The 25394-nt window shown below is 72.2% G+C and carries 24 protein-coding genes; 11 read left to right on the forward strand and 13 right to left on the reverse strand.

What is annotated here, in order from left to right:
• The first annotated feature begins 108 nt into the window (after positions 1–108).
• The 3 genes from ABZS69_RS28285 (at position 109) to ABZS69_RS28295 (ending at position 1762) form a co-directional block, all read left to right on the forward strand.
• Positions 109–591, forward strand: a complete 483-nt coding sequence (locus ABZS69_RS28285) for a cupin domain-containing protein (protein ID WP_355377833.1) — start codon at positions 109–111, stop codon at positions 589–591.
• An 81-nt stretch (positions 592–672) separates the two neighbouring features.
• Positions 673–1272, forward strand: coding sequence for a WHG domain-containing protein (locus ABZS69_RS28290; protein WP_355377835.1), 600 nt, complete (start codon positions 673–675; stop codon positions 1270–1272).
• Positions 1256–1762, forward strand: a complete 507-nt coding sequence (locus ABZS69_RS28295; RefSeq protein ID WP_355377836.1) for an FBP domain-containing protein — start codon at positions 1256–1258, stop codon at positions 1760–1762. The genes ABZS69_RS28290 and ABZS69_RS28295 overlap by 17 nt, the downstream gene beginning before the upstream one ends.
• Before the next feature lie 166 nt (positions 1763–1928).
• On the opposite strand, the gene ABZS69_RS28300 is transcribed toward ABZS69_RS28295, so the two are convergent.
• Positions 1929–2843: a LysR family transcriptional regulator gene (locus ABZS69_RS28300; RefSeq protein ID WP_355377838.1), complete on the reverse strand. Its 915-nt coding sequence runs from the start codon at positions 2841–2843 to the stop codon at positions 1929–1931.
• 78 nt (positions 2844–2921) lie between these two features.
• Between ABZS69_RS28300 and ABZS69_RS28305 the strand changes: the two genes are divergently transcribed.
• Entirely contained in the window at positions 2922–3743 is an 822-nt protein-coding gene (locus tag ABZS69_RS28305; protein ID WP_355377840.1) for an isocitrate lyase/phosphoenolpyruvate mutase family protein, read from the forward strand.
• A gap of 40 nt (positions 3744–3783) precedes the next feature.
• On the opposite strand, the gene ABZS69_RS28310 is transcribed toward ABZS69_RS28305, so the two are convergent.
• The 6 genes from ABZS69_RS28310 to ABZS69_RS28335 all read right to left on the reverse strand — a co-directional run bounded on the left by ABZS69_RS28310 (position 3784) and on the right by ABZS69_RS28335 (position 11830).
• Positions 3784–4146 carry a hypothetical protein gene (locus ABZS69_RS28310; RefSeq protein ID WP_355377842.1) on the reverse strand — a complete coding sequence of 121 codons (363 nt, stop codon included), beginning with the start codon at positions 4144–4146 and terminating at the stop codon, positions 3784–3786.
• 74 nt (positions 4147–4220) lie between these two features.
• Complete coding sequence (locus ABZS69_RS28315; RefSeq protein WP_355377844.1) at positions 4221–5945, reverse strand: hypothetical protein; 1725 nt, start codon at positions 5943–5945, stop codon at positions 4221–4223.
• Between the two features lies 1 nt (position 5946).
• Positions 5947–8664: a hypothetical protein gene (locus ABZS69_RS28320; RefSeq protein WP_355377845.1), complete on the reverse strand. Its 2718-nt coding sequence runs from the start codon at positions 8662–8664 to the stop codon at positions 5947–5949.
• Between the two features lie 144 nt (positions 8665–8808).
• Positions 8809–10296: an MFS transporter gene (locus tag ABZS69_RS28325; protein ID WP_355377848.1), complete on the reverse strand. Its 1488-nt coding sequence runs from the start codon at positions 10294–10296 to the stop codon at positions 8809–8811.
• Between the two features lie 348 nt (positions 10297–10644).
• Positions 10645–11187, reverse strand: coding sequence for a TetR family transcriptional regulator (locus tag ABZS69_RS28330; protein WP_355377850.1), 543 nt, complete (start codon positions 11185–11187; stop codon positions 10645–10647).
• 52 nt (positions 11188–11239) lie between these two features.
• On the reverse strand, positions 11240–11830 hold the full coding sequence (locus ABZS69_RS28335) for a TetR/AcrR family transcriptional regulator (protein WP_355377851.1): 591 nt from the start codon (positions 11828–11830) through the stop codon (positions 11240–11242).
• A gap of 120 nt (positions 11831–11950) precedes the next feature.
• Between ABZS69_RS28335 and ABZS69_RS28340 the strand changes: the two genes are divergently transcribed.
• The gene (locus ABZS69_RS28340) at positions 11951–12766 is read left to right on the forward strand and encodes an SDR family NAD(P)-dependent oxidoreductase (RefSeq protein ID WP_355377853.1); all 816 of its coding nucleotides are present in this window, start codon (positions 11951–11953) and stop codon (positions 12764–12766) included.
• Positions 12767–13024: 258 nt separating this feature from the next.
• Here the strand turns inward: ABZS69_RS28340 and ABZS69_RS28345 are convergent, their stop codons facing one another.
• On the reverse strand, positions 13025–13612 hold the full coding sequence (locus ABZS69_RS28345; RefSeq protein ID WP_355378212.1) for a TetR/AcrR family transcriptional regulator: 588 nt from the start codon (positions 13610–13612) through the stop codon (positions 13025–13027).
• Between the two features lie 135 nt (positions 13613–13747).
• Between ABZS69_RS28345 and ABZS69_RS28350 the strand changes: the two genes are divergently transcribed.
• Positions 13748–14515, forward strand: a complete 768-nt coding sequence (locus ABZS69_RS28350; RefSeq protein WP_355377854.1) for a class I SAM-dependent methyltransferase — start codon at positions 13748–13750, stop codon at positions 14513–14515.
• Between the two features lie 55 nt (positions 14516–14570).
• The gene (locus ABZS69_RS28355) at positions 14571–14705 is read left to right on the forward strand and encodes a hypothetical protein (RefSeq protein ID WP_355377856.1); all 135 of its coding nucleotides are present in this window, start codon (positions 14571–14573) and stop codon (positions 14703–14705) included.
• Positions 14706–14810: 105 nt separating this feature from the next.
• Here the strand turns inward: ABZS69_RS28355 and ABZS69_RS28360 are convergent, their stop codons facing one another.
• The gene (locus ABZS69_RS28360) at positions 14811–16001 is read right to left on the reverse strand and encodes a cytochrome P450 (protein ID WP_355377858.1); all 1191 of its coding nucleotides are present in this window, start codon (positions 15999–16001) and stop codon (positions 14811–14813) included.
• 160 nt (positions 16002–16161) lie between these two features.
• Between ABZS69_RS28360 and ABZS69_RS28365 the strand changes: the two genes are divergently transcribed.
• Together ABZS69_RS28365 and ABZS69_RS28370 are read left to right on the forward strand one after the other, a co-directional pair.
• Positions 16162–16989 carry a hypothetical protein gene (locus tag ABZS69_RS28365; protein WP_355377859.1) on the forward strand — a complete coding sequence of 276 codons (828 nt, stop codon included), beginning with the start codon at positions 16162–16164 and terminating at the stop codon, positions 16987–16989.
• Positions 16990–17195: 206 nt separating this feature from the next.
• Entirely contained in the window at positions 17196–18731 is a 1536-nt protein-coding gene (locus ABZS69_RS28370; RefSeq protein ID WP_355377861.1) for a sulfatase, read from the forward strand.
• 37 nt (positions 18732–18768) lie between these two features.
• Here ABZS69_RS28370 and ABZS69_RS28375 read toward each other — a convergent pair whose 3' ends face one another.
• Positions 18769–19287 (reverse strand): XdhC family protein, encoded by a 519-nt coding sequence (locus tag ABZS69_RS28375; RefSeq protein WP_355377863.1) that lies wholly within the window; start codon positions 19285–19287, stop codon positions 18769–18771.
• Between the two features lie 66 nt (positions 19288–19353).
• Positions 19354–20154 (reverse strand): SAM-dependent methyltransferase, encoded by an 801-nt coding sequence (locus ABZS69_RS28380; RefSeq protein WP_355377864.1) that lies wholly within the window; start codon positions 20152–20154, stop codon positions 19354–19356.
• A 57-nt stretch (positions 20155–20211) separates the two neighbouring features.
• Between ABZS69_RS28380 and ABZS69_RS28385 the strand changes: the two genes are divergently transcribed.
• A complete protein-coding gene (locus ABZS69_RS28385; protein WP_355377866.1) occupies positions 20212–21000 on the forward strand; it encodes an SAM-dependent methyltransferase in 789 nt (262 codons plus the stop codon).
• 12 nt (positions 21001–21012) lie between these two features.
• Positions 21013–23310 carry a DUF4132 domain-containing protein gene (locus tag ABZS69_RS28390; protein WP_355377868.1) on the forward strand — a complete coding sequence of 766 codons (2298 nt, stop codon included), beginning with the start codon at positions 21013–21015 and terminating at the stop codon, positions 23308–23310.
• Between the two features lie 6 nt (positions 23311–23316).
• Here the strand turns inward: ABZS69_RS28390 and ABZS69_RS28395 are convergent, their stop codons facing one another.
• On the reverse strand, positions 23317–23631 hold the full coding sequence (locus ABZS69_RS28395) for a hypothetical protein (protein ID WP_355377870.1): 315 nt from the start codon (positions 23629–23631) through the stop codon (positions 23317–23319).
• Positions 23632–23692: 61 nt separating this feature from the next.
• On the reverse strand, positions 23693–25390 hold the full coding sequence (locus ABZS69_RS28400; RefSeq protein WP_355377872.1) for a hypothetical protein: 1698 nt from the start codon (positions 25388–25390) through the stop codon (positions 23693–23695).
• Positions 25391–25394: the final 4 nt, after the last annotated feature.

Below are 25394 nucleotides of genomic sequence, written 5' to 3' on the forward strand. Positions count from 1 at the left end.
GCGCTTCGGCTGTGTCCGGTGGTGCGGCGAGCCCTTGGGGCCGGAAGCCGGGAGTCTCGCGATCGCCCCGGTCCGCCTCGAAGATCCACGCAGGATGGGAGAGTCGTCATGCTCCGAGGACGGTTCGCCGGTGGCCTCCTGGCCGCCGGCCTCGTGGCCGCGGCGGCCGCGTGCGCTCCCGCGACGGAGCGTGCGACCGGCACGGTGCCGGTCGCCGCCGAGGTGCCGGTTACCGCCGCGACCTCGCGGCCACCGACCGAGACGCTGACGATTCTGTACGAACAAGCGCTTCCGAACGTCAAGGGCAAGACGTTCACCTCGGCGATCGCAGACTTCCCGCCCGGCGCACGCGCGGTGCCGCATCGGCACGGCGATGCCTTCCTTTACGTCTACGTGCTCGAAGGCACCCTGCGCAGTCGGCTCAGCGGCCAGCCGGTGCGCACCTACCGCCGGGGAGAGAGCTTCGTCGAGCCGCCGGGCTCCCATCATGTGCTCTCGGAGAACACCAGCCAGACGGAACGGGCGAAGCTGCTGGTCATCTTCATCTCCGACACAGGAGACAAGATCAAAATCGATGATCCGACAGGCTAGCGCCGCGTCCGCGTACGGCCGAGCCTGCTAGCCTAGGACTCCTAGGATAACCACTAGGTGGCTTAGGTTAGGGAGGTGGCCATGGCGCGTGCCGGGCTGACGGCGGATCGAGTGACCGAGGCGGCCGCGGATCTGGCCGACGAGGTCGGGTTCGACAGCATCACCGTGTCCGCGCTGGCACGCAGGTTCGGGGTCGCGGACGCGAGCCTGTACTCGCACGTCAAGAACCTCAAGGACCTGCGGGTCCGCGTGGCGATCGTGGCCGCGCGCGAGCTGGCCGACCGGCTCGCGGACGCGACGTCGGGGCGGGCGGGCAAGGAGTCGCTGGCCGGGTTCGCCAGTGCCTGGCGCGAGTTCGCGCGCACCCGTCCCGGCCGCTATCAGGCGACCCAGCTGCCCCTGGACCCGGCCGTGGTGGCCGAGTCCGCGGGGCATCTGCGCATCATGTCCATCACGTACGCGCACCTGAGCGCGTACGGGCTGCCCGAGCCGGACCTGACCGACGCCATCCGCCTGCTGCGCAGCACGTACCAGGGGTTCTTCAGCCTGGAGGCGAGCAGCGGGTTCAACCATCCGCGCGACCTCCAGGACACCTGGACGAAGATCCTCGACGTGCTCGACGTCGCGCTGAGGCATTGGCCGAGCAACCCCCAAGGAAACGATCGTGAATCCCCTCACTGAGAACGACATCCGCACGTCCTTCGTCAACTGCTCCAAGGGCGAGGCCCGCCGGCTCGGCCTGCCGGGCGGCCTGTCCGGGTCCCCCTGGTCCGACCTCGACTTCCTGGGCTGGCGCGATCCGGGGGCGCCCGAGCGGGCGTACCTGGTGGCCGAGCGCGGCGGCGAGCCGGTCGGCGTGGCGCTGCGCCTGGCGCAGGAGGTGCGCAGGAGCTTCACGAAGTCCACGCTGTGCTCGGTCTGCCTGACGCCGCACTCGGGCACCGGCGTGGCGCTGTTCACCGCGCCCAGGGTCGGGGCGGCGGGCCGCCAGGGCAACACGGTCGGCGCCTACATGTGCGCGGACCTGGCCTGCTCCCTCTACGTCCGCGACAGGAAGCAGACGGAGCTGGGCACCCGGTTCGAGTCGCTCACCGTGGCGGAGCGGGTCGCGCGTGCCGCCGCCAACCTGGACGCGTTCCTGGAGCGGGTGCTCGACGGGAAGCTGAGGTGACGGGGCTTGGCGGGGGCGACGTCCAGCACGCGTCCGCGGACGGGAAGGGCCATCCGCGGCGCCGTCCAGGCGCTCTGTGAGGCGCCCGCGTGGGCGTCGCCCATAGCTTGGACAGCGCTTGCCCGCCCGGCGGTTCCATCGAAACTCGGATGATCATGCACTCGCGTCAGCCGAGCAGCTCAGGCAGGTGGTCCTTGAGGGTGTCCAGGAAGGCCGCCGCCAGCCGGCTCCGGTAGCCGCGCCTCCTGCGGACGGCGACCACGGGCAGGCCCGCGTCGAGGTCGTCCACCTCGATCGCCCGCAGGCTGCCGATGCGCAGCTCCTCCCGGACGCTGCTGACGGGCATGAGGGCGACGCCCAGCCCGGCCTCGACCAGCCTGCGCTGCGCGGTCAGGCTGTCGACCCTGGTGATCGCGGGGTCCGGCGGGCCTGACTCGGCCAGCAGGCGTTCGAGAAGGTGGCCGAAGGAGTCGGACTGACCCCGCTCGGGCGGGAAGCCGAGCCACCGCTCCCCCCGCAGGGCCCGCAGGTCGGGCAGGCTGCGGGCGGTGACCGGGTGCGAGGCGGGCACCACGACCAGGAGCCTCTCCACGCCGAGCGGGATCGACTCCAGCTTGGGGTCGGCGTCGGGGAAGTAACGCAGGCCCAGTGACGCCTCGCCGCCGCGCACCAGCGCGCTGACCTCGCGGCTGGTCGCGGTGCGCAGGTCGACCGCGGCCTCGGGGAACTCCGCCTCGAACGCGCGCAGCGCCCGGACGAGGTGCGAGTCGGCCAGGGTGCCGACGATGGCCAGGCTGAGGACCCGCGCCTCGGCGGGCTCGCGCGACAGGTCCCGTACGGCCCGCTCGCCGTCGCGGATCGCGGCGAGGGCGGCCTCGGCGTACGGCAGGAGCGCGCGTCCGGCCTCGGTGAGCACCACCCGGCGGCCGGCCCGCTCGAACAGCGCCGCGCCCAGCGACCGCTCCAGCTCCTTGATCCGGCGGCTGATCGCAGGCTGCGACCGGTCGAGCCGTCTCGACGCCTCCGTGAACCCGCCCAGCCGCGCGATGCACACGAACGTCTCAAGTTCTTCCACTGTCACAACCCATCAGTATTCCTGATGTAAAAGGTCAGATCTATGCATTTGACGGATCAACAGGGCGGCGACGACAGTGAGCTCATGACCGATCAGCCGGCCAAGGCCACCCGTTTCCGGGCTCTGCACGAGCGACCCGAGCCCTTCCTGCTGCCCAACCCGTGGGACGCCGGGACGGCGCGGCTGCTGGCCGGCCTCGGATTCGAGGCCGTCGCCACCACGAGCCTCGGCGTGGCCAACGTGCTCGGCCGCACCCGGGCCGGGCGGCAGGACGTCCTCGACAACTGCCGCGTCATCAGCGAGGCGACGTCCCTGCCCGTCAACGCCGACCTCGAGAACGGCTACGCCGACGAGCCCGCCGAGGCGGCCAGGATGATCGCCGACGCCTGCGCGTGCGGCGCGGTCGGGGCGTCCATCGAGGACGCGTCCGGCGACCCCGGCGCGCCGATCTACGACTTCGGGCTCGCCGTCGAGCGGATCCACGCGGCCGTCGAGGTCGCCCGCGGGCTGCCCGTCCCGCTCGTCCTGACCGCCAGGGCCGAGAACCTCCTGTACGGCGTCGCCGGCCTCGACGACACGATCAGGCGCCTGCAGGCGTTCGAGGCGGCGGGCGCCGACGTCCTGTACGCGCCGGGGCTGCGCACGCTCGACCAGATGCGCGCGGTCGTCTCCTCCGTCGGCAGGCCGGTCAACGTGGTGATGGGCTTCGCCGACCCCTCGATCACGCTGGAGCAGCTCGCCGAGGTCGGCGTGCGCCGGGTGAGCATCGGCGGCGCGCTCTCCCGGCTCGCCCTGCGGTCATTCCTGGACGGGGCGCGGCAGATGCGGGCGGGCCGGTTCGGGTTCGTCGCCGAGATGGCCTCGATCTCCGAGCTCCACGAGGCGTTCGCACCGCCGGCCGGGTAGGCCGCTCAACGCGTTCCCATCGCCCGGGCGGCCCGCTCGCTCAGGTGGAGGTGAGCAGCCACCGCCAGCGCGGCAGCTCCAGCACCGCGGTGACCACGGCCAGCACCGACACCGCCACGGCGGCGAACACCGGCCAGGCGGCCCACGACGCCGCCACCGCGGCCACGAGCTGCAGCAGGACCAGCGCGATCGTCACCGCACCCGGCACCGCGACGATCACGTTCCGCTTGTCGCCCGGGGTGGAGAACAGCGTGGGCAGGCCGATCAGCACCACCACCGACAGCACGGCCAGCGGGACGGAGTGCGTGGCCAGGGCCCATGGGGTGGCGACCCAGGCGACCAGCTCGGTGGCGAACCGGAACGCGGAAGCGACCCGGTCGTCCGGGCGCGGGGTGGAGGACATGCGCGCAATCTACCGGTCGGTCTCACGGGCGACTCGGCCGGCCACGACCCGCACCCGGGGCTCTCCTCGAACGGTCAGGGTGCCATCGTGGCCTCCATGAAGCTGATCGAGGCGGGATCCCGGGGGTCGCCGTGGATCTCCTCGCCCGCGAAGACCGCGAACTGGTGCCACCACCCGCTCAGCTGCCCGGCCGGGAACTTGGCGGCCGTCCACGGCTTGGCGTCGGCGAAGACGTATTCGGCCCAGGGGTTGGCCGGGTTGGGCGGGGCGCCGAAGTAGCTCGGGCCCGCCTTGGGCCAGACGACCGGCTGGCCGCCGAGCCCGCGCAGGGCTGCGAGGAAGGCGGCCGGCGGCTGGTGACCCATCGCGTACGGACTCCACACGATGCGCGCCTGCAGCCCCGGGCGGCGCGCCGCGGCGCGGGCCTTGGCGGTGGCCAGCAGGCGGTCCTGACCGGGGTCGGTGAAGCCCACGGTGTCGAAGACCAGCGCCCGGGCCACGCCCGTGCGGTTGCCCGGATCGTTCAGCAGCTCCCACAGCCCGTGGCCACCGCTGCTGTACGCGCCCACCCACGTGTCCTGGGCCACCCGCAGCGTCCCCGTCGCGGGTGGCTCGGCCCCGGGCTGGGGCGGTTGCGGCGGAGCGATCTCGCCCTGCTCCAGCAGCTGCTGACCGTGCCCGCCGAACCCTCCCCTGGTCCACAGCAGCCGGATCGCGGCCGCCAGGCGCGCGGTGTTGCCCGGCCCGACGATGCCGCCGTAGCCGTAGCCGGGGCTGTTCTTCTCCGGCACCGGCAGCAGCAGCACCCGCAGGGAGCGCGTCTCGGACACGAGCTTGGGCGCGGTCCTGTCCAGGGCGTACTCCATGCCGCACGGCAGGAACGAGTAGGCGTTAAGCGGGTGGTCGGCGTCGAAGCTGTGGTCGATGAGCTGGTGCCAGTCCGGCACCCCGGTGATCTTGGCCTTGCCGGTCCTGGTGTGGCCCTGGAGCACGTACCGGCACAGGTTGCGCAGGCCGGTGGTGGCGTGCGCCGGCGCGGCGAGCACGTCGGGCCAGGTGGCGGGGTAGGCGTAGGCGCTGCCGACGGGCCGCAGGAACAGGTACCCGCCCACCGAGGTCTCGCTGGGCAGCTCCCGCACGGGCGGCAGGCTCGCGAACCACAGCATGGGCGTGACGCGGGTGTTCAGCAGCACCCGCAGCCGCTCCGGCCGGTCGTTGCAGGTCGGCTCCAGGTACCAGGGGTTGAAGCCGTCCTCGTGGTTGTTCCGGCACACCCGGAAGTGCAGCGCCCACCACAGGTTGGTGACGTCCAGGAACTCGGTGTCGATCTCGGGGGTGTCCCCTGCCGCCATGCGCAGCAGCGGATGGCGGCCGAAGAAGGACCGCGCCATGCCGGTCGGCTGCGCGCTCGGAACGTCCTGGAGCACCTCGCCGCCTCCGCCGCGCCGCCTGAGGTGCGTGGCGAAGCGGTCGAGCCGGTAGGCGTCGGGCACGAGCACCCCCGGCCTGGCCACGGTCAGCCGCTGAACCACCGACAGCGCCTCCTCGTCCTGGCCCGCGGCCCGCAGCCGCACGGTGAGGCTCAGCCGCAGCGCCGCCGCCGTGTCGGGGACGGTGAAGGCGGCCGACACCTCGCCCGGCGCCCCCGCCGGCGGGCACGCCTGCCCCGCCGACGGATCGGCCCAGCGCGCCGACTGGGTGGCGTCGAGCGCCCGCAGCTCGACCTGCACCGCGCCTTTGAGCAGGGGGTGGGCGGCCTCGCCGGGCCGCCGCCACCTGACTGTCGTCGTGAAGGCCATGTCAGAGCTGCTGCCCGGTCTTGGGGTCGTACCGGACCTGCACCGCCACCACCTGGTCGGTCGGCAGGACCTCCACCCACTGGTCGAACACCTGGTACGGCGCGGCCGGCCGGAACCCGCCCTCCAGCGGGTCGAACCCGGTCTCGAAGACCTCCTCCGTGGCCAGCGTCTTGGTGATGTCGGTGTTGGCCGCCTGGAGCTCGGCCGCGAGCAGGTCGAGGACCTGGCCCACCGTCTTGCCCTGGTAGGCGGGCGGGTCGCCCGGCTGCATCGGGTACGGCAGACCGAGCCCGGCCTCGCCCTCGACGTTCGCCTGGGCCAGCCACCTGAGCGCCTCCACCTCGTGCCCCGGCCGGATCGGCAGGACCGCCTTGGCCCAGGCGGCGTTGAGGAACTCGTTGCGCCGCTCGTCGCCGTCCTCCTGGATCAGCCAGCCGAGCGAGCTGCCCAGCGGGGCGGGCTGGGTCTCCTCGGTGACCAGGTAGTTGACCCGCCATTCCGGCACGGTGTGCAGCTGCTCGTCGAGCGCGTTGCTCGCGTCGGTGTGGGCGTACCAGGTGAGCACGGTCTGCCCGCCGAGCACGCCGGGATCCTGCAGGTCCCAGGGCGCCGGCGGGACGGGGTACTTGCCGACGCTGCCCTGGCTCGGCGGGGGCACGTCGATCGGCCGCCAGAAGTCGGGGGCGACGAAGTACAGCATCTCGTCCACGTCGAAGATCTGCCGGATCAGCTCGGAGCCGAGGTGGTCGTCGTCGAAGAGCCGCAGCCGGCGGATGAGGTGGGCGTAGACGGTCTGGCGCTCCTCGTCGCGCAGGTCCTCCGAGGACCGCGGGCGCAGGCCGCTGACCAGCCGCAGCCGGTCGCGCACGGCGTTCCCGTACGCCTCGTGCTGGAGCGCGGCCACCCGGCGGTCGTAGGCGGTCCTGGCGGCGTCGTTGAGGACGTCCACGGCGTGCTTGGCCTCGGGCGTCGGCTCGTAGACCATGATCGCGTCGAACGGCATGAACTTGCGGCCCTCGAAGTTGGCGTAGGTGAGCCGGACCTTCAGCGTGTTGGTCGCGGAGTCGGGGTTGGCGCCGAGGTCGGCGGCGTCCGTGGTGAACCTGACCTGCGCGCCGTGGAAGTCGAGCATGCCGATCTTCTTGAGCGTGGTCCCCGGCGGCGGGGGCGGCAGCGGGAAGTCGAACCGGAACTCGATGATGTCGTTCGCGCCCACGTCGGGGCGGAAGATGCCGTGGTTGATGTTCTCGTTGGAGGTCTGGTAGGTGTTCTCCGCCTCGTCGTCGGCGCCCTGGTAGAGCACGAACGGCACGGCGAGGTGGTAGGTGACCTGCTGCTCGGCCGGATAGGGCTGGATGTCGGGCTTGGGCACCGCGGTCAGGTCGGGTGCGGTGACCACGTGCACCAGCTCGCCGAGACCGAGCTCGCGCCCGGGTGCGTCGAGGTAGACCTGCCAGCTCAGCCGCGCGCCGATGTGCTGCACCTGGACGCCGACCTTGCGCATCTTGCGCCGCAGCTCGTAGTTGACCAGGTCGTCCGTGGTGTTCTGCACGACGTAGCGGCGGCTGGAGGTGTCGGTGGTCTCGGTGACCGTCTTGAACGTCGTCTTGAAGTTCCGCTTGATCTCGCTGGTGGTCTTGGAGCTCTGCGTGCGGGTGTGCTTGTGCGTCTGCTCCGACGAGCGCTTGACCGTGGTCTGCAGCGCGAAGCTGGCGCTGGCGTCCGCGTGGTAGACGCCGGTGTTGACGCCGCCGCTGGCGGTGACGCCGAGGTTGGTGTCGTTGGCGTTGTCCTCCTTTACGCCGTCGGCGAGGTCGTCCTGGTCGGTCAGGCTCTCCTCGACCTTGCGCGAGGTCTCCTCCGACTGCTCGGCGGTCCGCTCGACCAGCGTGCGGCGGGTGCTGCTCTCGACCACCTCGACCATGCCGCCGGGGCTGATCCACAGGTGGCCGACGGGGCCGCCCAGGAAGGTGTCGAACTCGAAGAAGTACTCCCTGAACAGGTTGACCAGCCCGACCGGCGACAACACGCCCTGCGCGAGCGCGTCGAACCGCTCGGCGAGCGCCGCCAGCCCCTCGTGCTCCAGCGCGCGGGCGGCTTCCCCGGCGAACGCGCCACCGCCGAGGCCGACCAGCCGCTCGTCGGCGACCGCCCGCATGGCCCGCAGGGAGCCGTTCTGGCCGAACCAGCCCGCCAGCGGCTGGTAGACGCCGAACAGCTCGCTCGCGTACGGCAGGGTGCCGGTGAAGTCGCCGGGCGGCCGCCCGTTGAAGATCGGCGCGCCGGCCATGGGCGCGGTCATGACCTGGAGGGGCTGCGCCGTGGTGCCCGCCCCGGCCAGGAACGGCACCGAGTCGAGCGTCTGCCCCTGCGGCGCCTTGGCCACGAGCACCTCGTACGAGGACTCGACCGACGGCGCGACGAACGAGATCGTCTGGGGCCCCGGCGAGCTGATCTGCCGGCCCGCGTACACGCGGCTGGCCGTGGTGTCCCGCAGCACGAAGATGCCGTCGAGCTGCGGGACGCCCGGGTACTGCTCGGGGCCGCGCACGTCCACCCCGCGCGGGAAGCCGATGGCGATGCGCTGACCCGGCGTGAGATCCCCTTGACCGCCCGGCCCCGGATTGTTCGTGTCCACCCGGTAGGACCAGATGCTGTAACCGGTGCCGGCGGCGGGACCGGGGATCGCGGCCCGGCCGGCGAAGGTGACGATCAGCACTGAACACCACTCCCTCGTTCGAAGACCCTTCGCTGACCAGCGTCAGGGACGGCCTCGCGGGGCGCATGAGTATGGCCTACTCAACGTGCACTCATGGAAGCGGAACGTGATCATCGGGGTCGACGTCTTCGTTGCCCGGGGCGCTCAGTGCTGCGCCGCGGCCAGGTCCAGCCGGGCGGGGGTGCGCCACCAGACGGCCGCCGCCGCCAGCAGCATGAGCACCGCCCCGTACAGGCTGGTCGTCCGCAGCGACTCGGTGAAGGCGAGCGTGGCCTGGGCGGCCAGGTCGGAGGAGCCGAGCGCGCGGGCGGCGGCCAGCGCGCCGCCGAGCGACTCGCGGACCGCGTCGGTGGCGTTCTCGGGGAGCTCGGCCCTGTAGAGGGCGGCGGCCAGGCTGCCCAGCACCGCGACGCCGAAGGTGCCGCCGATCTCGTAGGAGGTCTCCTCGATCGCGGCCGCGCTGCCCGCCTTCTCCGCCGGGGCGCCCGACATGATCACGGCGGAGGCGATGGCGAGCGAGCCCATGCCCGCTCCGATCAGCAGGATCGACACGGCCACCCACAGGTAGGTCGTCGGGGCGATCCACAGCACCGCGAAGCCGAGCGCGCCGATCGCCAGCCCGCCGGCCAGCACCGTACGCGCGCCGATCCGGACGGCCAGGGCCGGCGCCAGCGGCGAGAGCACGGCGGAGCCGACCGCCATGGGCAGCATGGCCAGGCCGGTCTGCAGCGGCGAGTAGCCCTGGACGAGCTGCGCCCACTGGACCATGAGCAGCATCATGCCGGCCATGGCGATCGAGGTGGTGAAGGCGGCCACGGTGCCGGAGGTGAAGGCGCCGCCGCGGAAGAGCCGGATCTCCAGGAGGGGGTCGGGGCGGCGCAGGCACCGCCGTACGAACCAGGTCAAGGTGACGGCGGCCAGGACGGCCGTGAGGGCGGTCCAGACGTCCAGGCCCTCGGTGGCCAGGTGCTTGATGGCGTAGACCAGGGCGATCATGCCGACCATCGACAGCGCCGTGCCCAGGGCGTCCCAGCGGCCCGGGTCGGGGTTGCGGGACTCGGGCAGCAGCAACAGCCCGGTGACGACGGCGACGACCATGATCGGTACGTTCACCAGGAACGCGGCGTGCCAGCTGAAGACCTCCAGCAGCAGCCCGCCCACGATCGGGCCGAGCGCGCCGCCCACCGCCGCCATGGCCGCCCAGACGCCCAGCGCAGTGGCCCGCTCGCGGGCGTCGGTGAACAGGTTGCGGATCATCGACAGGGTGGACGGCATGATCATCGCACCGCCGACGCCGAGCAGCGCCCGTACCGCGATCACCTCGGCCGGGCTGTCGGCCCACAGCACGGCGACGGAGGCCAGGCCGAACAGGGTGAAGCCGGAGACGAGCATGCGCTTGCGCCCCCAGCGGTCGCCGAGCGCGCTGACGGCCACCAGCAGGCCCGCCACGACCAGGGAGTAGATGTCGATCATCCACAGCAGCTCCACCGCGCCCGGGCGCAGGTCGGCCGAGATCTGCGGCAGCGCCACGTTGAGGATGGTCATGTCCATCGTGATCAGCAACAGGCTCGCCGACAGGACGGCCAGCGCCGCCCAGCGTCTGGGGTTCAGCTCGGTCATCGTGTTCGTCATGGGGTCCTCCCTGGAAATGGGGGTCAATGGGCAGGCTGAGCACGCACCGGGCTCGCGGCGAGGCGGCCGGTCCGTCACGGGGGTTTCGGGCTTCGCGGCGGGACCGATGCGGCCATCGGTTTGTCATGAGTGGCGGACGCTTCGCGGCGGAGCCGGTGCGGCGATAGGTCCGTCGCGGATGGCGAGGACGCGGCGGCGAGGGGCCAGCCCACCGCGCGGGGCCTCACGGCTCGGCCGGGCGCGGGCGGCGAGGTGGCGGTGCGGGGTCACGCGGCCGGCCCCGGTGACCGGAGTGGTCCCGGTCGCCGGGGTGGCTGGGCAGGTACGGGGGCTACTCGGGGAGGTTCCTCAGCCGGCGTCGGCCTCGACCAGCGCGAGCAGCCGGTCCTGAAGGGCCTTCCTGACCGGCTCGGGCAACGGGATCCCGCCCGTGGCCTCCCCCAGCCACAGCCCGTCGACGGCCAGCCGGGCCAGCAACAGGTCGATGTCGCGAGGCTCGGTCGAAGCGGGCGGCGGGGCCCAGCGGCCGATGAGGTCGTCCCATACCTCGGCCAGCTCCGGCTTGGTGGCCGACTCGACCATGAACGCCAGGTCCGCCTTGCTCGCCGAACCGTGCATGCCCACCCGTATGTAGGCCTCGACGGCCTCGTGCGGCGACGCCTCCGCCAGCGGCTTGCCCAGCTCGGCGGTGAGGTGGTCCTCCCAGGCGTCGGTCAGATGCCTCTGGATCGCCACCAGCAACTCGTCGCGCGTGCGGAAGTGGTACATGAGCCCGCCCTTGGTCACTCCGGCCTCCTCGGCCGCCGACTCCAGCGTCAGGCCGGTGATGCCGTCGCGCTCCGTCACACGGATCGCGGCATCCAGGATCTGGTTCCTCTGGCTCGGTCGCATGCCAGTAACTATACCTTCTAGAAGGTATAGTTACGACAGTCCGGGGGTGAGTTCAGTCGGGGCGCAGGGCCTTGAGCATGAGGTCGACGAGGGCGTCGGCGTACTCGGGCGTGAGTGGACCCGAGCGGTGCAGCCAGCGCTGGAACAGGGGGGCGTACAGGAGCTCCAGCGCCAGGTCGAGATCGGCGTCGGCGGCGATCTGACCGGCGCGCTGCGCGCTGCGCAGCCGGACCTTCTTGGCCTCGTCGACCGGGGCCGCGAGCTTCTCGCGATACTGGGCGGCGAGGTCGGGATCGTTGACGATCTCCATGTTGAGCGCCCTGATCGGCGCCTCGAAATCCGGATCGGCGAACTCCGCCACCGTCGCCCGCATCACCAGCTTCAGATCGGCCTCGATGTCGCCCGTGTCGGGCAACGTGATGGCGTCGTCGACCTGACTGAGGGCGAGGAAGGCGTCGAAGATCACGGCTCCCTTGGAGCGCCACCAGCGGTAGATCGTCTGCTTGCCCACGCCCGCACGGGCGGCGATGGCCTCGATCGAGACCTTGGCGTATCCCATTTCGGAGACCAGCTCGCGGGCCGCGTCGAGGACGGCCTGCCGCGAGCGCTCACTGCGGCGGGCCGGGTCGGGTCGCTTGGACATGCGGTTCAGCGTAGCACCCGAACGAGACGAGACGGTCCGTCTTGACTCCTCCCGGGAGTCCGCTTAGAGTTCCGGACATCGCGAGACGCTACGTCTCGTCTCGTTCATGAGGAGGTTTTCATGACCCGCGTATGGTTCATCACCGGTGCGTCCCGGGGCCTGGGCAGGGCGTTCGCCGAGGCGGCGCTGGCCGCGGGCGAGCGGGTCGTGGCCGGCGCGCGCAATGTGGAGCCGCTGTCCGACCTGTGCCAGAAATATCCCGACACTTTCGTACGGATGCCGCTCGACGTGTCCGACCGCGCCGCCGTCCGTGAGGGCGTGGATCGGGCGGTGGCCGCGTTCGGACGGCTGGACATCGTGGTCAACAACGCCGGCGGGCTGCTGTTCGGCATGGTGGAGGAGGCCACGGAGGAGCAGATCCGGGCCCATTTCGACGTCAACTTCTTCGGCGCGATCTGGGTGGCCCAGGCTGTCGTCCCGCACCTGCGCGAGCAGGGCTCCGGCCACATCCTGCAGGTCACCTCGATGGGCGCGAGCGGCGGGTTCGCGTCGGTCGGCCTGTACGCGGCGGGCAAGTCGGCGCTCAACTCGGCCAGCGAGGCCCTGGCCATGGAGGTGGAGCCGTTCGGTATCAAGGTCACCATCCTGCAGATGGGCGGCTACGACACCGGGCTCTTCACGACCGGCACCACGGCCACGGAGCCGAACCCGGTCTACGAGCCGCTGCGCGCCAAGCTGACCGAGCTCTGGGGCGACGACGCGGGGCCCGACCCGAGCACCGCCGCACCGGCCATCATGGAGCTGGTCAACCTGCCGAACCCACCCGTGCGCCTGATCGTCGGCAGCGCCTCCTACGACATCGTGCTGCAGATGGAGGAGGCCCGCACCGCCGAGTACCGCACCTGGGAGAACCTCAGCCGCAAGGCGCCAGGCTGAGACATCGGCCACCGCCGACGCTGGCCGGGGCTCGGGCTTCGGCGGTGCAGTTCGTCACGACAGACGAGCTACTGGCACCTCACCACGGCGACCCGGGCCACTGGCGCCTCATCCCAGCACCCTGAGTGGCTGGCGCCTCGTCACGGCAACCCGAGCCGCCACCTCAACCGGCAGGCCCGGCTGCGAGCGCCGGACGGCGGCGGGCGATCCATCGGCGGGGGCCATGAGCCGGGGCGATGAGCTGGCCGTCGGCGCTCCCTATGGCACCGCGCCGGCGATGACCGTGGTCACCATCCTGCGGACGGCGTCGCGATCCGGCGGAGTGCCCGTCCGGTCGGCGAACAGCAGGTGCCCGGCGCCGATCAAGGTCGGGGCGAGTGTGTCGACGTCGGCGTCCGCCGCGATGCGTCCAAGGTCCCGCTCCTCCGCCAGATAGACGGCGATCATGACGCAGGCCTCCGTAAGGACCGGGACTCCGGCCGGCCAGGACTGGCGGAGCCGGGCGCGTAGTTCGTCCCGGAAGGTGATGAGGGGGACGATCGCCACGGCGACCGACCCGAAGACGGCCGTCAGCGCGTCGACGAGGTTGCCGGCGACGGTGCCGGTGCCGGCGGACTCGCGCAGGGCGGCGGCCTGGGCGTCCATCCGGTCGACGCGATCGAGCACGAACTCGGCGAGGAAGGCGTCGAAGTCGTCGAAGTGCCGGTGCAGGACGCCCTTGGCGCAGCCGGCCTCCGTGGTGACCGCCCGGCTGGTCAGCGCGCTCGGCCCGTCCCGCAGCAGGATCCGTTCGGCGGCGTCGAACAGCTGCTCACGCACGTCGCGGAGGGCCACCCCAGTCGGCACCACGCATCCCGCCTTCCGTCGTTCGGCCTCGCCAGGTTGACGAGTGGGCGCTTGCCCATTCATAGTGGGCGCATGCCCACTATAGCGCAGCCGGGAGACTCACTTCCCGTACCCGAACCCCATCAAGCTCGGCAGATGGCGGAATCGTTCGGCGTGGACGCCGAACGCTATGACCGGACCCGGCCCCACTACCCCGACGCCATGGTGACCCGCGTCGTGGCCGGCAGCCCCGGGCCCGACGTGCTCGACGTCGGTTGCGGCACCGGCATCGAGGCCCGGCAGTTCCAGGCGGCCGGCTGCCGGGTGCTCGGGGTCGATCCCGACGAGCGGATGGCCGACTTCGCGCGGAACGGCGGGCTTGAGGTGGAGGTGGCGAGGTTCGAGGACTGGGACCCTGCCGGCCGGGACTTCGACACCGTCATCGCCGGCCAGGCCTGGCACTGGGTCGACCCGGTCGCCGGCGCGACCAAGGCGGCGCAGGTGCTGCGTCCCGGCGGGCGGATGGCCGTGTTCTGGAACACGTTCCAGCCCCCGCCCGAGCTCGGTGAAGCCATCGCCGCCGTCTACCGCAGGGTCATGCCCGACGCGCCGATCTATCAGCGCGCGCTGGCCGACTCCGACGCGTACGCGTCGCTGCGCGCCAAGGCCGCCGACGGCATCCGCACGGCGGGCGCGTTCGGCGAGGTGGAGCAGTGGCGGCTCGACTGGGAGCGGCCCTACACCCGCGACGAGTGGCTGGACCTGCTGCCCACCACCGGCGTCCACACCCGGCTCCCGGCGGCCACGCTGCAGGAGGTGCTCACGGGCGTCGGCGCCGCAGTCGATGCGTTGGGGGGCGCCTTCAGGATGCGGTACGCCACGGTGATGGTCACCGCGGTGCGCACCACCGCCGCCTCCTCCTGACCCCTGCGCCGGCACGGCTTCTCGCCACGGTGCGCATGGGTGGGCCGGTCAGGACGTGCTGTTTCGCTTGGACGTGCTCGCCGAGCTGGTCATGGTGGCCGGGGACCCGCGGCCGTGGCGGGGTGGCGGTCGCGGGATCATCGGCCCGCGGCATGGTCAAGCAGGCCGCCGCCACCTGGCCAAGGCGTGACACCCGCCCCGCCGCTCCCCTGCGCCGGCCACCTGGCCGGGACGTGACGCCCGCCTCGCCGCTTGCCGGCGATGACCGCCAGGTCGAGGCGTGCAGGCCGCCGGGTCACTCACCCACGCTGACCACCAGGCCGCGGATCTCGTAGCCGCCGATGTCGTTGTTGAAGCTCACGCGCGGCGCCGACGCCATCCGCACCCCGTCCATGGCGAACAGGCGGCTGAGGAAGACGTCGGTCTCCAGGATGGCGATACCCGCCCCCGGGCAGCGGTGCGGGCCGTCGCCGAAGGACAGCGCAGCGGCGCCCGTGCCCCCGTCGATGTCGCGGCCGGGGCAGACCGACAGCGGGCCCGAGCCCACGGCCGAGGGATCGGTGTTCGCGGCGTCGACGAGCACCTCGATCACCGCGCCCGCCGGCACCGTGACCGGTCCGTCGGGGCCGGCCAGGGCGAGGGCGGCCGTGGTGCGCCGGCGCAGGCGCCCGACCACGGGTTCGAGCCGCAGGATCTCGTGCAGGACGGCGAGGCGTCCGGGCTCGTCCGCCGCGCGGTAGCGCTCCAGCAGCGCCTCATCGGTGAACAGGTGCCAGGCCGCGACGCAGATGAACTCGCGCGTGGTCACCATGCCGGCCGCGGCGAAGGTCAGGCACTCGCCGAGGATCTCGGCGTCCGTGCACCCCTCGGAGATCAGGTGCGAGATGAGGTCGTCGCGCGGCTCGCGGCGGTGGGCGCGGATCGCCGGGCGCACGTCGGCCAGGTAGACGCGCAGCCAGTTCACGTTCTGCCTGATCATCCAGTAGACGCCGCTCGGGCTGGTCAGGCCCGGCCGGCCGAACTTCTCGGGGAAGAACCGCTCCAACCGGCCGCGGATCCCGGGCCTGCTGGAGGTGAGGCCGATGATCGCGCTCGCCACCTCGATCGCCATGCCGAAGCTCAGCTCCGACAGCTGCGCCTCCCCCGCCGCCCGCAACGTCGCGAGCCGGCTGTCGGCGACGCGCGCCATCAGGTCGCGATACCGCTCGTCCACCCTGCGGGGCGTGAAGAACCGCGCGGTCTGGCGCCGGTCCTCGCGGTGCTCGGGCCCGTCGCGGTAGAGGACGGGCCGCCGGACCTTGGCGGGCAGCTTCTCCACGGTCTCGATGCCCAGCCCTGCCTGTACGGTGTCGTCGCTGCGCAGCACGGCGCGGGCCTGCGCGTAGCCGCGGACCTCCCACGTCCCGTCGTCGGCGCGCCGGACCGGGCAGGAGCCGGATGCGGCCGGGCGCGGGATCTTGCGCGCGTCCCCGTTCTGGTCGTTCACGCCGGCACGCCTCCTCTGTCGTCGGCCGCCGCTGACCATGCTCGCCCCCGTACGGCGTGAGATCAACCCATGACATGCCGGATGTCGTGGTTCGACTTGACTGATGATCTTCGATGCACCAGATTGTTCGCGACTTTTCGGACCGTTCCCAAGGAAACCCATGAAGCGAGCCATCATCGGTGTCGCCGTGGTCGCGGGCGTGGCGCAGCTCGCCGCGACGCCGGCGCAGGCGGCACCCAAGATCGACCCGGTCAAGGAGCTCAAGGCCGAGTTAGCCACCGGCCGGGCCGTCAACGTGCAGGCCACGGCGAAGGTGACGTACACGAGCAGCCTGGTCGTCACCTCCGGGCTGGAGGGCACGATCGGGTTCGACCGGCGCGGCGCGGCCGCGTCCGACGTGGCCCAGACCCTGCGGTACAGCAAGGAACTCCTCCGCAGCGTGAAGAAGTCGAGGCCGGAGGAGGTCGAGGCCCTGCAGCAAGGGCCGATCAGGATGATCTCCACGCGGGACGTGAGCTACGTCTCCGGCCCGGTGGTCGCCAACGCGTTGCCCGAGGGCGCCGGCTGGGTTCGCTACGGGCCGGCCGACCTGCCGCCGAGCAACCTGGTCCTGGAGATCCTGGAACCCGCCACGCTCAAGACGCTCCTGTCACACCGCACGTCCTCTCGCGACGGTGTGGTCAAGGGCTCCATCAAGGCCCCCGCGCTCGCGGCGGTGTCCCCCTCCTTCGCCTCGCGCTTCGGCATGCGCCCCAAGAGCGGCAAGATCACCTACACCCTGTGGTTCGGCGGTGACGGCCTGGTCGAGCGGCTGTCCGCCAAGGCCGTGCTCCCCTTGAACGACCGCTCCGTCACGGTCGAGTCGAGCACCCGGTACGCGGACTGGGGCCGTGAGGTCACCGTTCTCCTGCCTCTGGAGGGTGACGTGCTCGACCGGAAGCAGCTCGGGGACAAGGTCCCGGCCGAGGTCCCGGGGATCTGGAACTAGGCAGCGGTGCGCCGGGAGCCATCCCGGCGCCTTCTCCCGGCTCCGGAGCACACTCTCGCGGGTGATATGAAGTTGGTTGAGTGCTTTGTCCTGAATTACCGTGCATCGCACCCCCAACCTCCCGTCCCCTGCCGAAGAGACTGCTCACCCCGATGTCCGGAAATATCAGGAAAAGCTGGGCGGTTGCGCTCGCCTTCCTCCTCGCCTTGACCGTCGCGTCCCCGGCGGGCGCCGGCACCCTCGCCCCGCCCAAGCGACCGAACATCATCTTCTTCCTCGTCGACGACATGTCCGCCGAGCTGCTCCAGTACATGGACACGGTCCGGAGCCTGAGCCGCGACGGCACCACGTTCACCGACTACTACGTGGCCGACTCGCTCTGCTGCCCGTCCCGCGCCACCATGTTCACCGGCCAGTTCCCGCACAACACCGGCGTGCGCACCAACCAGGGCTACGACCACGGCGGCTACGGCGCGTTCGCGAAGCACGAGGCCAGGACGTACGCCGTCTCCCTGCACCAGGCCGGCTACCGCACGGGCTACCTGGGCAAGTACATCAACGAGTATCCCGCGGGCCCCGGCTACCACGTCCCGGCCGGCTGGGACGAGTGGCACGTGACGGCGAGCGGCGGCTACAACGAGTTCAGGTACCGGCTCACCCGCTACGTCAAGGAGGAAGCGGGCGCCCGGCGGCCGATCGACGCCTCCAAGGGCACGTACCTGGTCGACGAGCTGGGGCAGCGCGCAGTGGGCTTCATCGAGCGCTCCCGCCGCTACGCCCCCGGCGAGCCGTTCTTCCTCCAGGTCTCGCCCTTCTCGCCGCACAACAGGGTCGACGTCAAGCCCGGTGACACCGAGCCGCGCTTCCCGCCCGCGCCCCGCGACCGGCCGAAGGACCGCTTCCCCGCCGGGGAGTTCCCGCACGGCGACTGCGGCGGCCCCGACTGCGACTCCATCGACGTGACCGCCCTGCCGTCGTTCAACGAGGACACCGCCGACAAGCCCTCCTGGGTACGGCGGAAGCCCATCGGCCCGAAGCTCGTCGCCAAGCTCCGCGAGGACTTCCGCAACCGGATCCGCATGGTGCAGTCGATCGACGACGTGGTGCAGCGCGTCCTGTCCGCGCTGACCCAGGAGGAGCAGCGGAACACGTACGTCGTGTTCACCAGCGACAACGGCTTCCACCTGGGGCAGCACCGCCTGGTGCGCGGCAAGTCCACCGCCTACGACCACGACGTACGGGTGCCGCTCCTGGTCAGGCGCCCGCTCTCGGGGCCGCGCGGCGACCTGGTGAGCCACGCCATCGCCCAGAACGTGGACCTGTTCGCGACCTTCCTCGACATGGCCGGCGTCGCCCCCGCGACGCGGGACAGCCGCGACGGCCGCAGCCTGCTGCCCCTCATCCAGGGTCAGAACGTCACCGGCTGGCGCGACGCGGCGCTGATCGAGCACGTCAAGCCGAACCCCCGCACGCCGGGCCTGCCCGACCCGGACGCGGACGCCATGAAGCGGGGCAACTCCCGGCCGCCCAGCTACTCGGCCGTGCGCACGGCCGGGGAGCTCTACGTCGAGTACAAGGGCGATCCGAAGCCCGAGTACTACAACACCGTCACCGACCCCCGCGAGGAGTCCAACGACCCCGCCAACGCCAGGACGGCCCCCCTGAGCAAGTCCCTCGACGCCTTGAAGCGGTGCGGCAAGCCGGGCGCGACGGACTGCTGGTCGGCCGCCCACCTGCGCTGACCCGGGCGGGCGGTCGGAAGCCGGCCCGGGCGGGCGGTCAGAAGGCGAAGCCGCCCGGGCGGGCGTTGCGGTCGGCGATCAGGCCGGCCAGGGTGGCGACGGCGATCTCGGGCGGGGTGCGCGAGCCGATGTTGAGCCCGATGGGCCGGTGCACCCGGGCGATCTCGTCAGGCGGCACGCCGAGGTCGGCCAGCGCCCGTACGTGCGGCGCGGTGTGGCGGGCGCTGCCCATGATGCCGACCCACCGGACGGGGAACTTGAGCACGTCCCGGAGGACCGGCCCGATCTCCTCGCGATGGTGGTCGGTGAGCACCACGTCGGCCGTGGCGTCGAGATAACCGCCGAGCTCGGTCACCGCCGTGAATCCCGGGAGGCCGCGCCCGGGGTCGGGTTCGAGGAGGATCGGGCGGAAGCCGAGCTCCGCCCCGAACCTCAGCAGGCAGTCCGCCACCGGGGAGGCGAAGACGGCGACCAGCGTCCGCCCGGCAGGCTCGGCGGGAGCCTCGCTGTGGGCAACCGCGCACGCCGGGTCCTCTGCGTCATGGGTGTGGGCCATATTCGCAGTCTGACACGACGTGACGGGCTCGCGCCCGGCGCGCGCGGCCGCGATCCTCGTCAGGGCTCAGGGCTTGCGGGCCACCGCGCCGTACGCGTCGATCGGCTCGTCCGCGTCGTCGCCGGGCCGCCAGTCCGCGATCGGCACCAGCCCGGGCTCGACCGGCTCCAGGCCGGCGAAGCACTCGGCGAGCTGCTTCGGGCTGCGCAGGTAATAGGGGACGGCCCCGCTCTCGGCGAGCTTGGCGCTGCCCTCGTTGACGGCGTCGCCGGTGTCGGAGCCGTCCCAGAGCACCAGGTAGCTGCCGGAGGGGACGGCGTCCATCACCCGGCGCACGATGGACAGCAGCACGTCGAAGTCCTCCACGTAACCGAGCACGCCCATGAACATCACGCCGATCGGCTTGGTGAAGTCGAGCACGTTGCGGGCGTCGGAGATGATCAGCTCGGGCTCGTGGTAGTCGCCGTCGATGTACGTGGTCACGCCCTCGGGCGTGGTGTTGCGCAGCAGGGCGCGGGCGTGCACGAGGACCATCGGGTCGTTGTCGACGTAGACGATGCGCGCGTCCGGGTGGATCCCCTGGGCGATCTCGTGGGTGTTCTGCATCGTGGGCAGGCCGGTGCCGATGTCGAGGAACTGCCGGACGCCCGCCTCCGCCGCGAGCTGGCCGACGGCGCGGATGAGGAAGCGCCGCGACTGATTGGCCATGGTGACGATCTCGGGGTAGACCGCGGCGACGGCGTCGCCCGCGGCCCGGTCGGCCTCGAAGTGGTCCTTGCCGCCCATCCAGTAGTTCCAGATGCGCGCCGCGTGCGGCACTCCCGAGTCGATCTTCGCAGCGAGGTCTCCGCGGGTCTCGTCAGCCATGGCTCCGGCTCCCAACGCGAACGGGGGATGATGGGGAAGATCGTATAGGCTTCGGCAATGGACGCCGACCCCAGGATCGACCGCACCAAGCCGCATTCCGCCCGGGTCTGGAACTACCTGCTCGGCGGGACCGACAACTACGACGTCGACCGCGAGGCAGGGGAAAATCTGCTGCGCGCCTTCCCCGATTTCGCGCAGGTGGCCACGCTCCAGCGCGAGTTCCTGCGGCGGGCGGTGACCTATCTCGTCACCGAGGCGGGCATCCGGCAGTTCCTCGACATCGGCTCGGGCCTGCCCACCGCCGACAACACCCACGAGGTGGCGCAGCGCCTGGCCCCCGAGGCCCGCGTCGTCTACGTCGACAACGACCCCTTGGTGCTCGTGCACGCCCGCGCCCTGCTGGCCGGCACCCCGGAGGGCCGGACCGGCTACGTCGACGCCGACGTGCGCGACCCCGGCACCATCCTCGCGGCGGCGGCCGAGACCCTGGACTTCTCCCGGCCGATCGGCCTGATGATGCTCAGCATCGCCGGCCAGATCCCCGATGACGGCCTGGCCGCCGGCCTCGTCCGCCAGTACGTCGCGGCGCTGCCGCCCGGCAGCCACCTGGCGCTGTCCGACGGCGTCGACGCCAACCCCTCGCTGGTGGCGGCGGTGAGCGCCTACAACGAGCGGGCCGCCTTCCCCTACACGCTGCGCAGCCCCGAGGGGCTCGCCGGCTTCTTCGAAGGGCTCGACCTCGTGGACCCCGGCGTGGTCTCCACGCCGCTCTGGCGGCCCCCGGCAGGGGCGCAGCCGCAGCCCGCGGTGGTCAACGCGGTCTGCGGCGTCGGCCGCAAAACCTAGAGGACCTGTCACATGCAGCTCTCCCCCACCGCGCAGCGGATCCACCACCATCTGACCGAGCCCGGCGCCGGCTATCCCGCCCCGTGGCCGGACGCGGCCCTGCTGAGCGCGGCCGACCTGGGTGCCCTGCTGCCCCTCGCCTACCGGGTGACCGGCGGCGGCCCGGCCTTCTCGATGCGGGTCGCGGTCGAGAACCAGGCCAAGGAGCGGCAGCCGGCCTTCTCCCCCGAGGCGTGCGTGGCGCTGTTCGAGGCTCTGGTCGACGGCTTGGAGCGCCGGAAGTGGGCCGACCTGTGCCTGGCCGCGGCGGCGCTGCTGCGCTGCCCCGGCGGCGCGCCGTCGGCGGCCCTCGCCGCGCCCGCGCGCACCCTGGTCGAGTTCATGGCCCGTGAGAAGCGGGTCGAGCACTCGTACGCGTTCCTCGCCGTAGCCGCTCTGGCCGGGATGGACGAGCTGGCCGAGGTCGTGGAAGAACGGCGGGAGCCGCTGGCCGCCGCCGAGTTCGACCTGCTCATGGGCCTCGACCCGGCGGGCAGGGCGCTGCTGGCCGAGATCGGGCCCCGGTCGTACGGGTCGCCGCCGGAGCTGCCCGACGCGTGGGAGCGGCTGGCCGCGATGCCGGCATACGTGGACCTCGCCCGCTCGACGCTGGAGGCCGCCGCGGACCGGCTGGCGGCGATCCACGCGGGCGAGCTCCCCTACCGGGCGGACAAGGCGTTCGGAGCGGCCGAGACGGCGGCGGTCGGGCGGGCCGCCCGGCTGGCGCTCTTCCGCGACGAGCCGTGGCTGCCCGAGCTGCTCGACAGGCTGCTGCGCCGGGTCGCCGTCGCCCCCACGGCGGCGAAGACCCTGCCCTCGCAGGCGCTGCTGTACGAGATCGCGCGGGCGGCCGAACGCTTCCCGACGCCGGAGGCGATCACGGCGCTGCGCACGGCCCGCGCGCTCACCCGGCACGCGGGCGTGGTCAAGCAGCTCGACCGGATGATCCGCAAGGCCGAGCCCGGCCTCGCCGACCGCGTCGAGGTGGCCTTCCGCATGCCGGATCTCGGTTTCGGGCCGGGCGGGCGGCTGGAGTCGACGCTCGGCGAGCACCGGGCGGTCGTCGCGGCGGGCGGGGACGGGGAGTTCGCGCTGACGTGGTGGCACGGCGACCGGCCGCTCAAGAGCGTGCCCGCGGCGGTGCGCAAGGAGCGCCCCGAGGAGGTCAAGCGCCTGCGCGAGCTGGTCAAGCAGGTGCAGCGGCAGGTGAAGACCCTGGTCAGGGCGCTGGAGGCGGGCTTCGCCGGCGAGGCCGCGCAGCCGTACGACACTTGGCGCGAGCAGGTCGCCGAGCACCGGATCGCCTCCGCGGTGGCCCGGCGGCTGATCTGGGAGGCCGAGGTCGCCCCCGGCGAGTGGCGTGCCGCGCTCGGCGGGGCGGAGGGCGGGCGGGTACGCCTGTGGCATCCCGCCCGCGCGACGCCGGACGAGGTGGCCCGCTGGCGGGAGGCCGTGGCCGACGGGCGGATCAGGCAGCCGTTCAAGCAGGCCTTCCGCGAGGTCTACCCGCTGACGCCGGCGGAGGAGCGGACCGCCGGCTACTCCAACCGGTTCGCCGGCCACATCGTGGACTACCGGCGGCTGTACGCGATGTTCAAGGCCCGGGGGTGGCGGGCCGACATGCTCGGCCCCTGGGACGGCGGCGGCGCCGGCGAGGCCACGCGCGTGCTGGCCGAGGGGCGGTGGCGGGCGTCGTTCTTCCACGACTACCTGTACGGCGACCCGGGCGAGCACGCCTCCACCGACCAGGTGCGCTTCCACCGGCGCGCGGACGGCGAGTGGCGGGAGACGCCACTGGCCGAGGTGCCGGCGCTGGTGTTCAGCGAGGCCATGCGGGACGTGGACCTGTTCGTGGCGGTGACCTCGATCGCGGCCGACCCGGAGTGGGCCGACCGCGGGCACGACCGCCACCTCGACTACTGGCGCGCGGCCTCCTTCGGCGAGTTGTCGCCGTCGGCCGAGGTGCGCCGCGACGCGCTGGCCCGCCTCCTGCCGCGCCTGGCCGTGGCCGGCCGCTGCACGCTCACCGACCGCTACCTCGTCGTACGCGGCGACCTGCGCACCTACAAGATCCACCTGGGCAGCGCCAACATCCTCATGGAGCCCGGCGACGTCTACCTGTGCATCGTGTCCGCCGCCGGCCGCGAGGCGGGGTTGTTCCTGCCGTTCGAGGACGACGGGCGGCTGGCGCTCATCGTCAGCAAGGCCCTCCTCCTGGCCGCCGACAGCCGGATCACCGACGAGAGCATCGTCCGGCAGATCAAGGGGTGACCCCCGTCAGCCCCCGGCCAGGGGCACGAGCTTGACGAAGGACACCACCGGGTCGGCGGTCAGGTCGATCTCGGCGTCCAGGTCCTCGATCTGGCGCTCGCCCACCAGCAGCAGGAACCCGTTGCGGGCGAACGCGGCCTCGGCGGCGTCGGCCTGCTCCGCCCAGTCGAGCCTGCCGCCGGCGTTGTGGCGGGCGACCTCCTCGCGCACGCGCAGCCGGACGAGCTCTCTGGCCGTGATGCGCTCGGGCAGGCCGGGCAGCGAGAACGCGGCCAGCTCCCGGCCGGTCGCGGTCTCGTCGCGAAACGTCACAGATGTCATCGCTCTTCTATAGCACCGGAGACCGACGGTCCGGCGGGGTGCCGCCGGACCGTCGTCAAGGTCACGTGAGCTGGATGTAGTCGAGTTCGGCGTACCCGGTGCCGCCCGCGAAGAACGGCGAGCCCTTGGCCAGGCGGATCACGTTGTACCCGGCCCGGAGCGTGACGATCGTGCTGACGGTGGAGCCGAACTGGCCCCACCCCGCGGTGGGCGGGTAGCTGACCGTGCTCCAGGAGCCGCCGTTGTAGGCCAGGCCCTGGGTCGCGGTGGCGCCGGTGCCGTTGGCGTAGCCGATGGTCATCGTGTACGAGCGCGCCGTGGGCACGTTGACGACGAAGTCGACGTAGCTGTCGGTGCGCGGCGTGCCCGAGTTGTCGATCCGGCCCACGTACCCGCCGCCCGACGCGCTGGAGGCGCTCAGCCGCTGGGCGCGGAAGACGGAGGCGTTCTCGGCCTCGTACCGCTGCTGGTAGGCGGGCACCCCGCTGACCGGCTCGACGACGAGCTGGTAGGCGCTGGTGGCCACCATGCCGGGCACGGACACGCTGAGCTGTCCGCCGCTGACCGTCTGGGTCGTCGTGGAGATCGTGGTGGGGGCGGTGACCGCGGTGAAGCGGCCGCTGGACGGGGTCGAGGTCAGCGTGACGCGGACGCTGGAGCCGAGCGCGCCCAGGCCCGTGAGGTTGACGGTGTTGGTGCCGGCCTCGTTGCCGAACACCACGTTGACGATCTTGCGGGTGCCGTCGTAGGAGGCGAACCCGTCCAGGCCCGTCGTCGTGGTCGACGTGGTCGTGACCATGTTGCCGGCCATGTCGCCGTACCACTTGTACAGCCACCAGGTGCCGGTGGGCTGGCTGTTGTTGACGACCAGGCCGTTCATGGTGCCGTACTCGTACCAGAAGGCCCGGTGCGCGGACTCCACGCCGCCGCGCTCGAACTTGGCGACGTAGCTGGCGATCCGGCCGGGGACGTCGACCTCGCCGGTGGCGGCGTACTCGTTGATGGAGATGCGGCGCGGGCTGATGCCGAGCGAGGACTCCAGGTTGCGGTAGTCGGCGAGGTCGGAGGCGATCCTGGTGGGGTTCTGCAGCTCGTGCCAGCAGATGATGTCGGGCAGGGTGCCGGTGTTCTTGGCGTTGGTGAGGAACGACTGCATCCAGGAGCGGTTGTAGGTGGCGGTGCTGGGGCCGACGATCGGCGTGAGCGTGTCGAGCGCGCGCACCGCCCGGTACGTGCGCACCCAGGCGTCGTTGAAGTTGCCCGCGGCGGCGGTGTTCCAGGTGTAGTCGGGCTCGTTCCAGAGCTCCCAGCCGATGACGTTCGAGACCGTGGTGGCCGACAGCCGGGCGTTGACCATGGTGTTGACCTTGGCCAGCCAGTCGTCCCAGCTCACCCACCGGTACGGGAAGTCGGGATAGATGTCCGGCATGCGGATGAACTCGCCCGCGCCGGCCCTGGTCGCCTGCGGGGCCACCAGCAGCGAGTCGCCGCCGGGCGGCTGGCCGTTGGGGCGCTGGCCGACGCCCGGCGCGGGCTGGGTCAGCGAGTTGACCTTGATCGGGAGGAGGGTGGAGTCGGCCGGCCGGGAGTTCTCGGCCAGGCCGTACAGGCCGCCGGAGGCGACGTGGGTGACCGGCCGGAACTGCTGCGCGACGTCGACGGTCAGCGTCGCGCCGGCGGCCGCGGCCGGGGGCGAGGTGGTCACCAGGGCAGTGGCCGTGGTGACCAGGGCTAAGGCGAGCACTCGGATTCGGGACATCGTG

This window comes from Nonomuraea sp. NPDC005650 (assembly GCF_040605375.1).
GTDB lineage: Bacteria > Actinomycetota > Actinomycetes > Streptosporangiales > Streptosporangiaceae > Nonomuraea.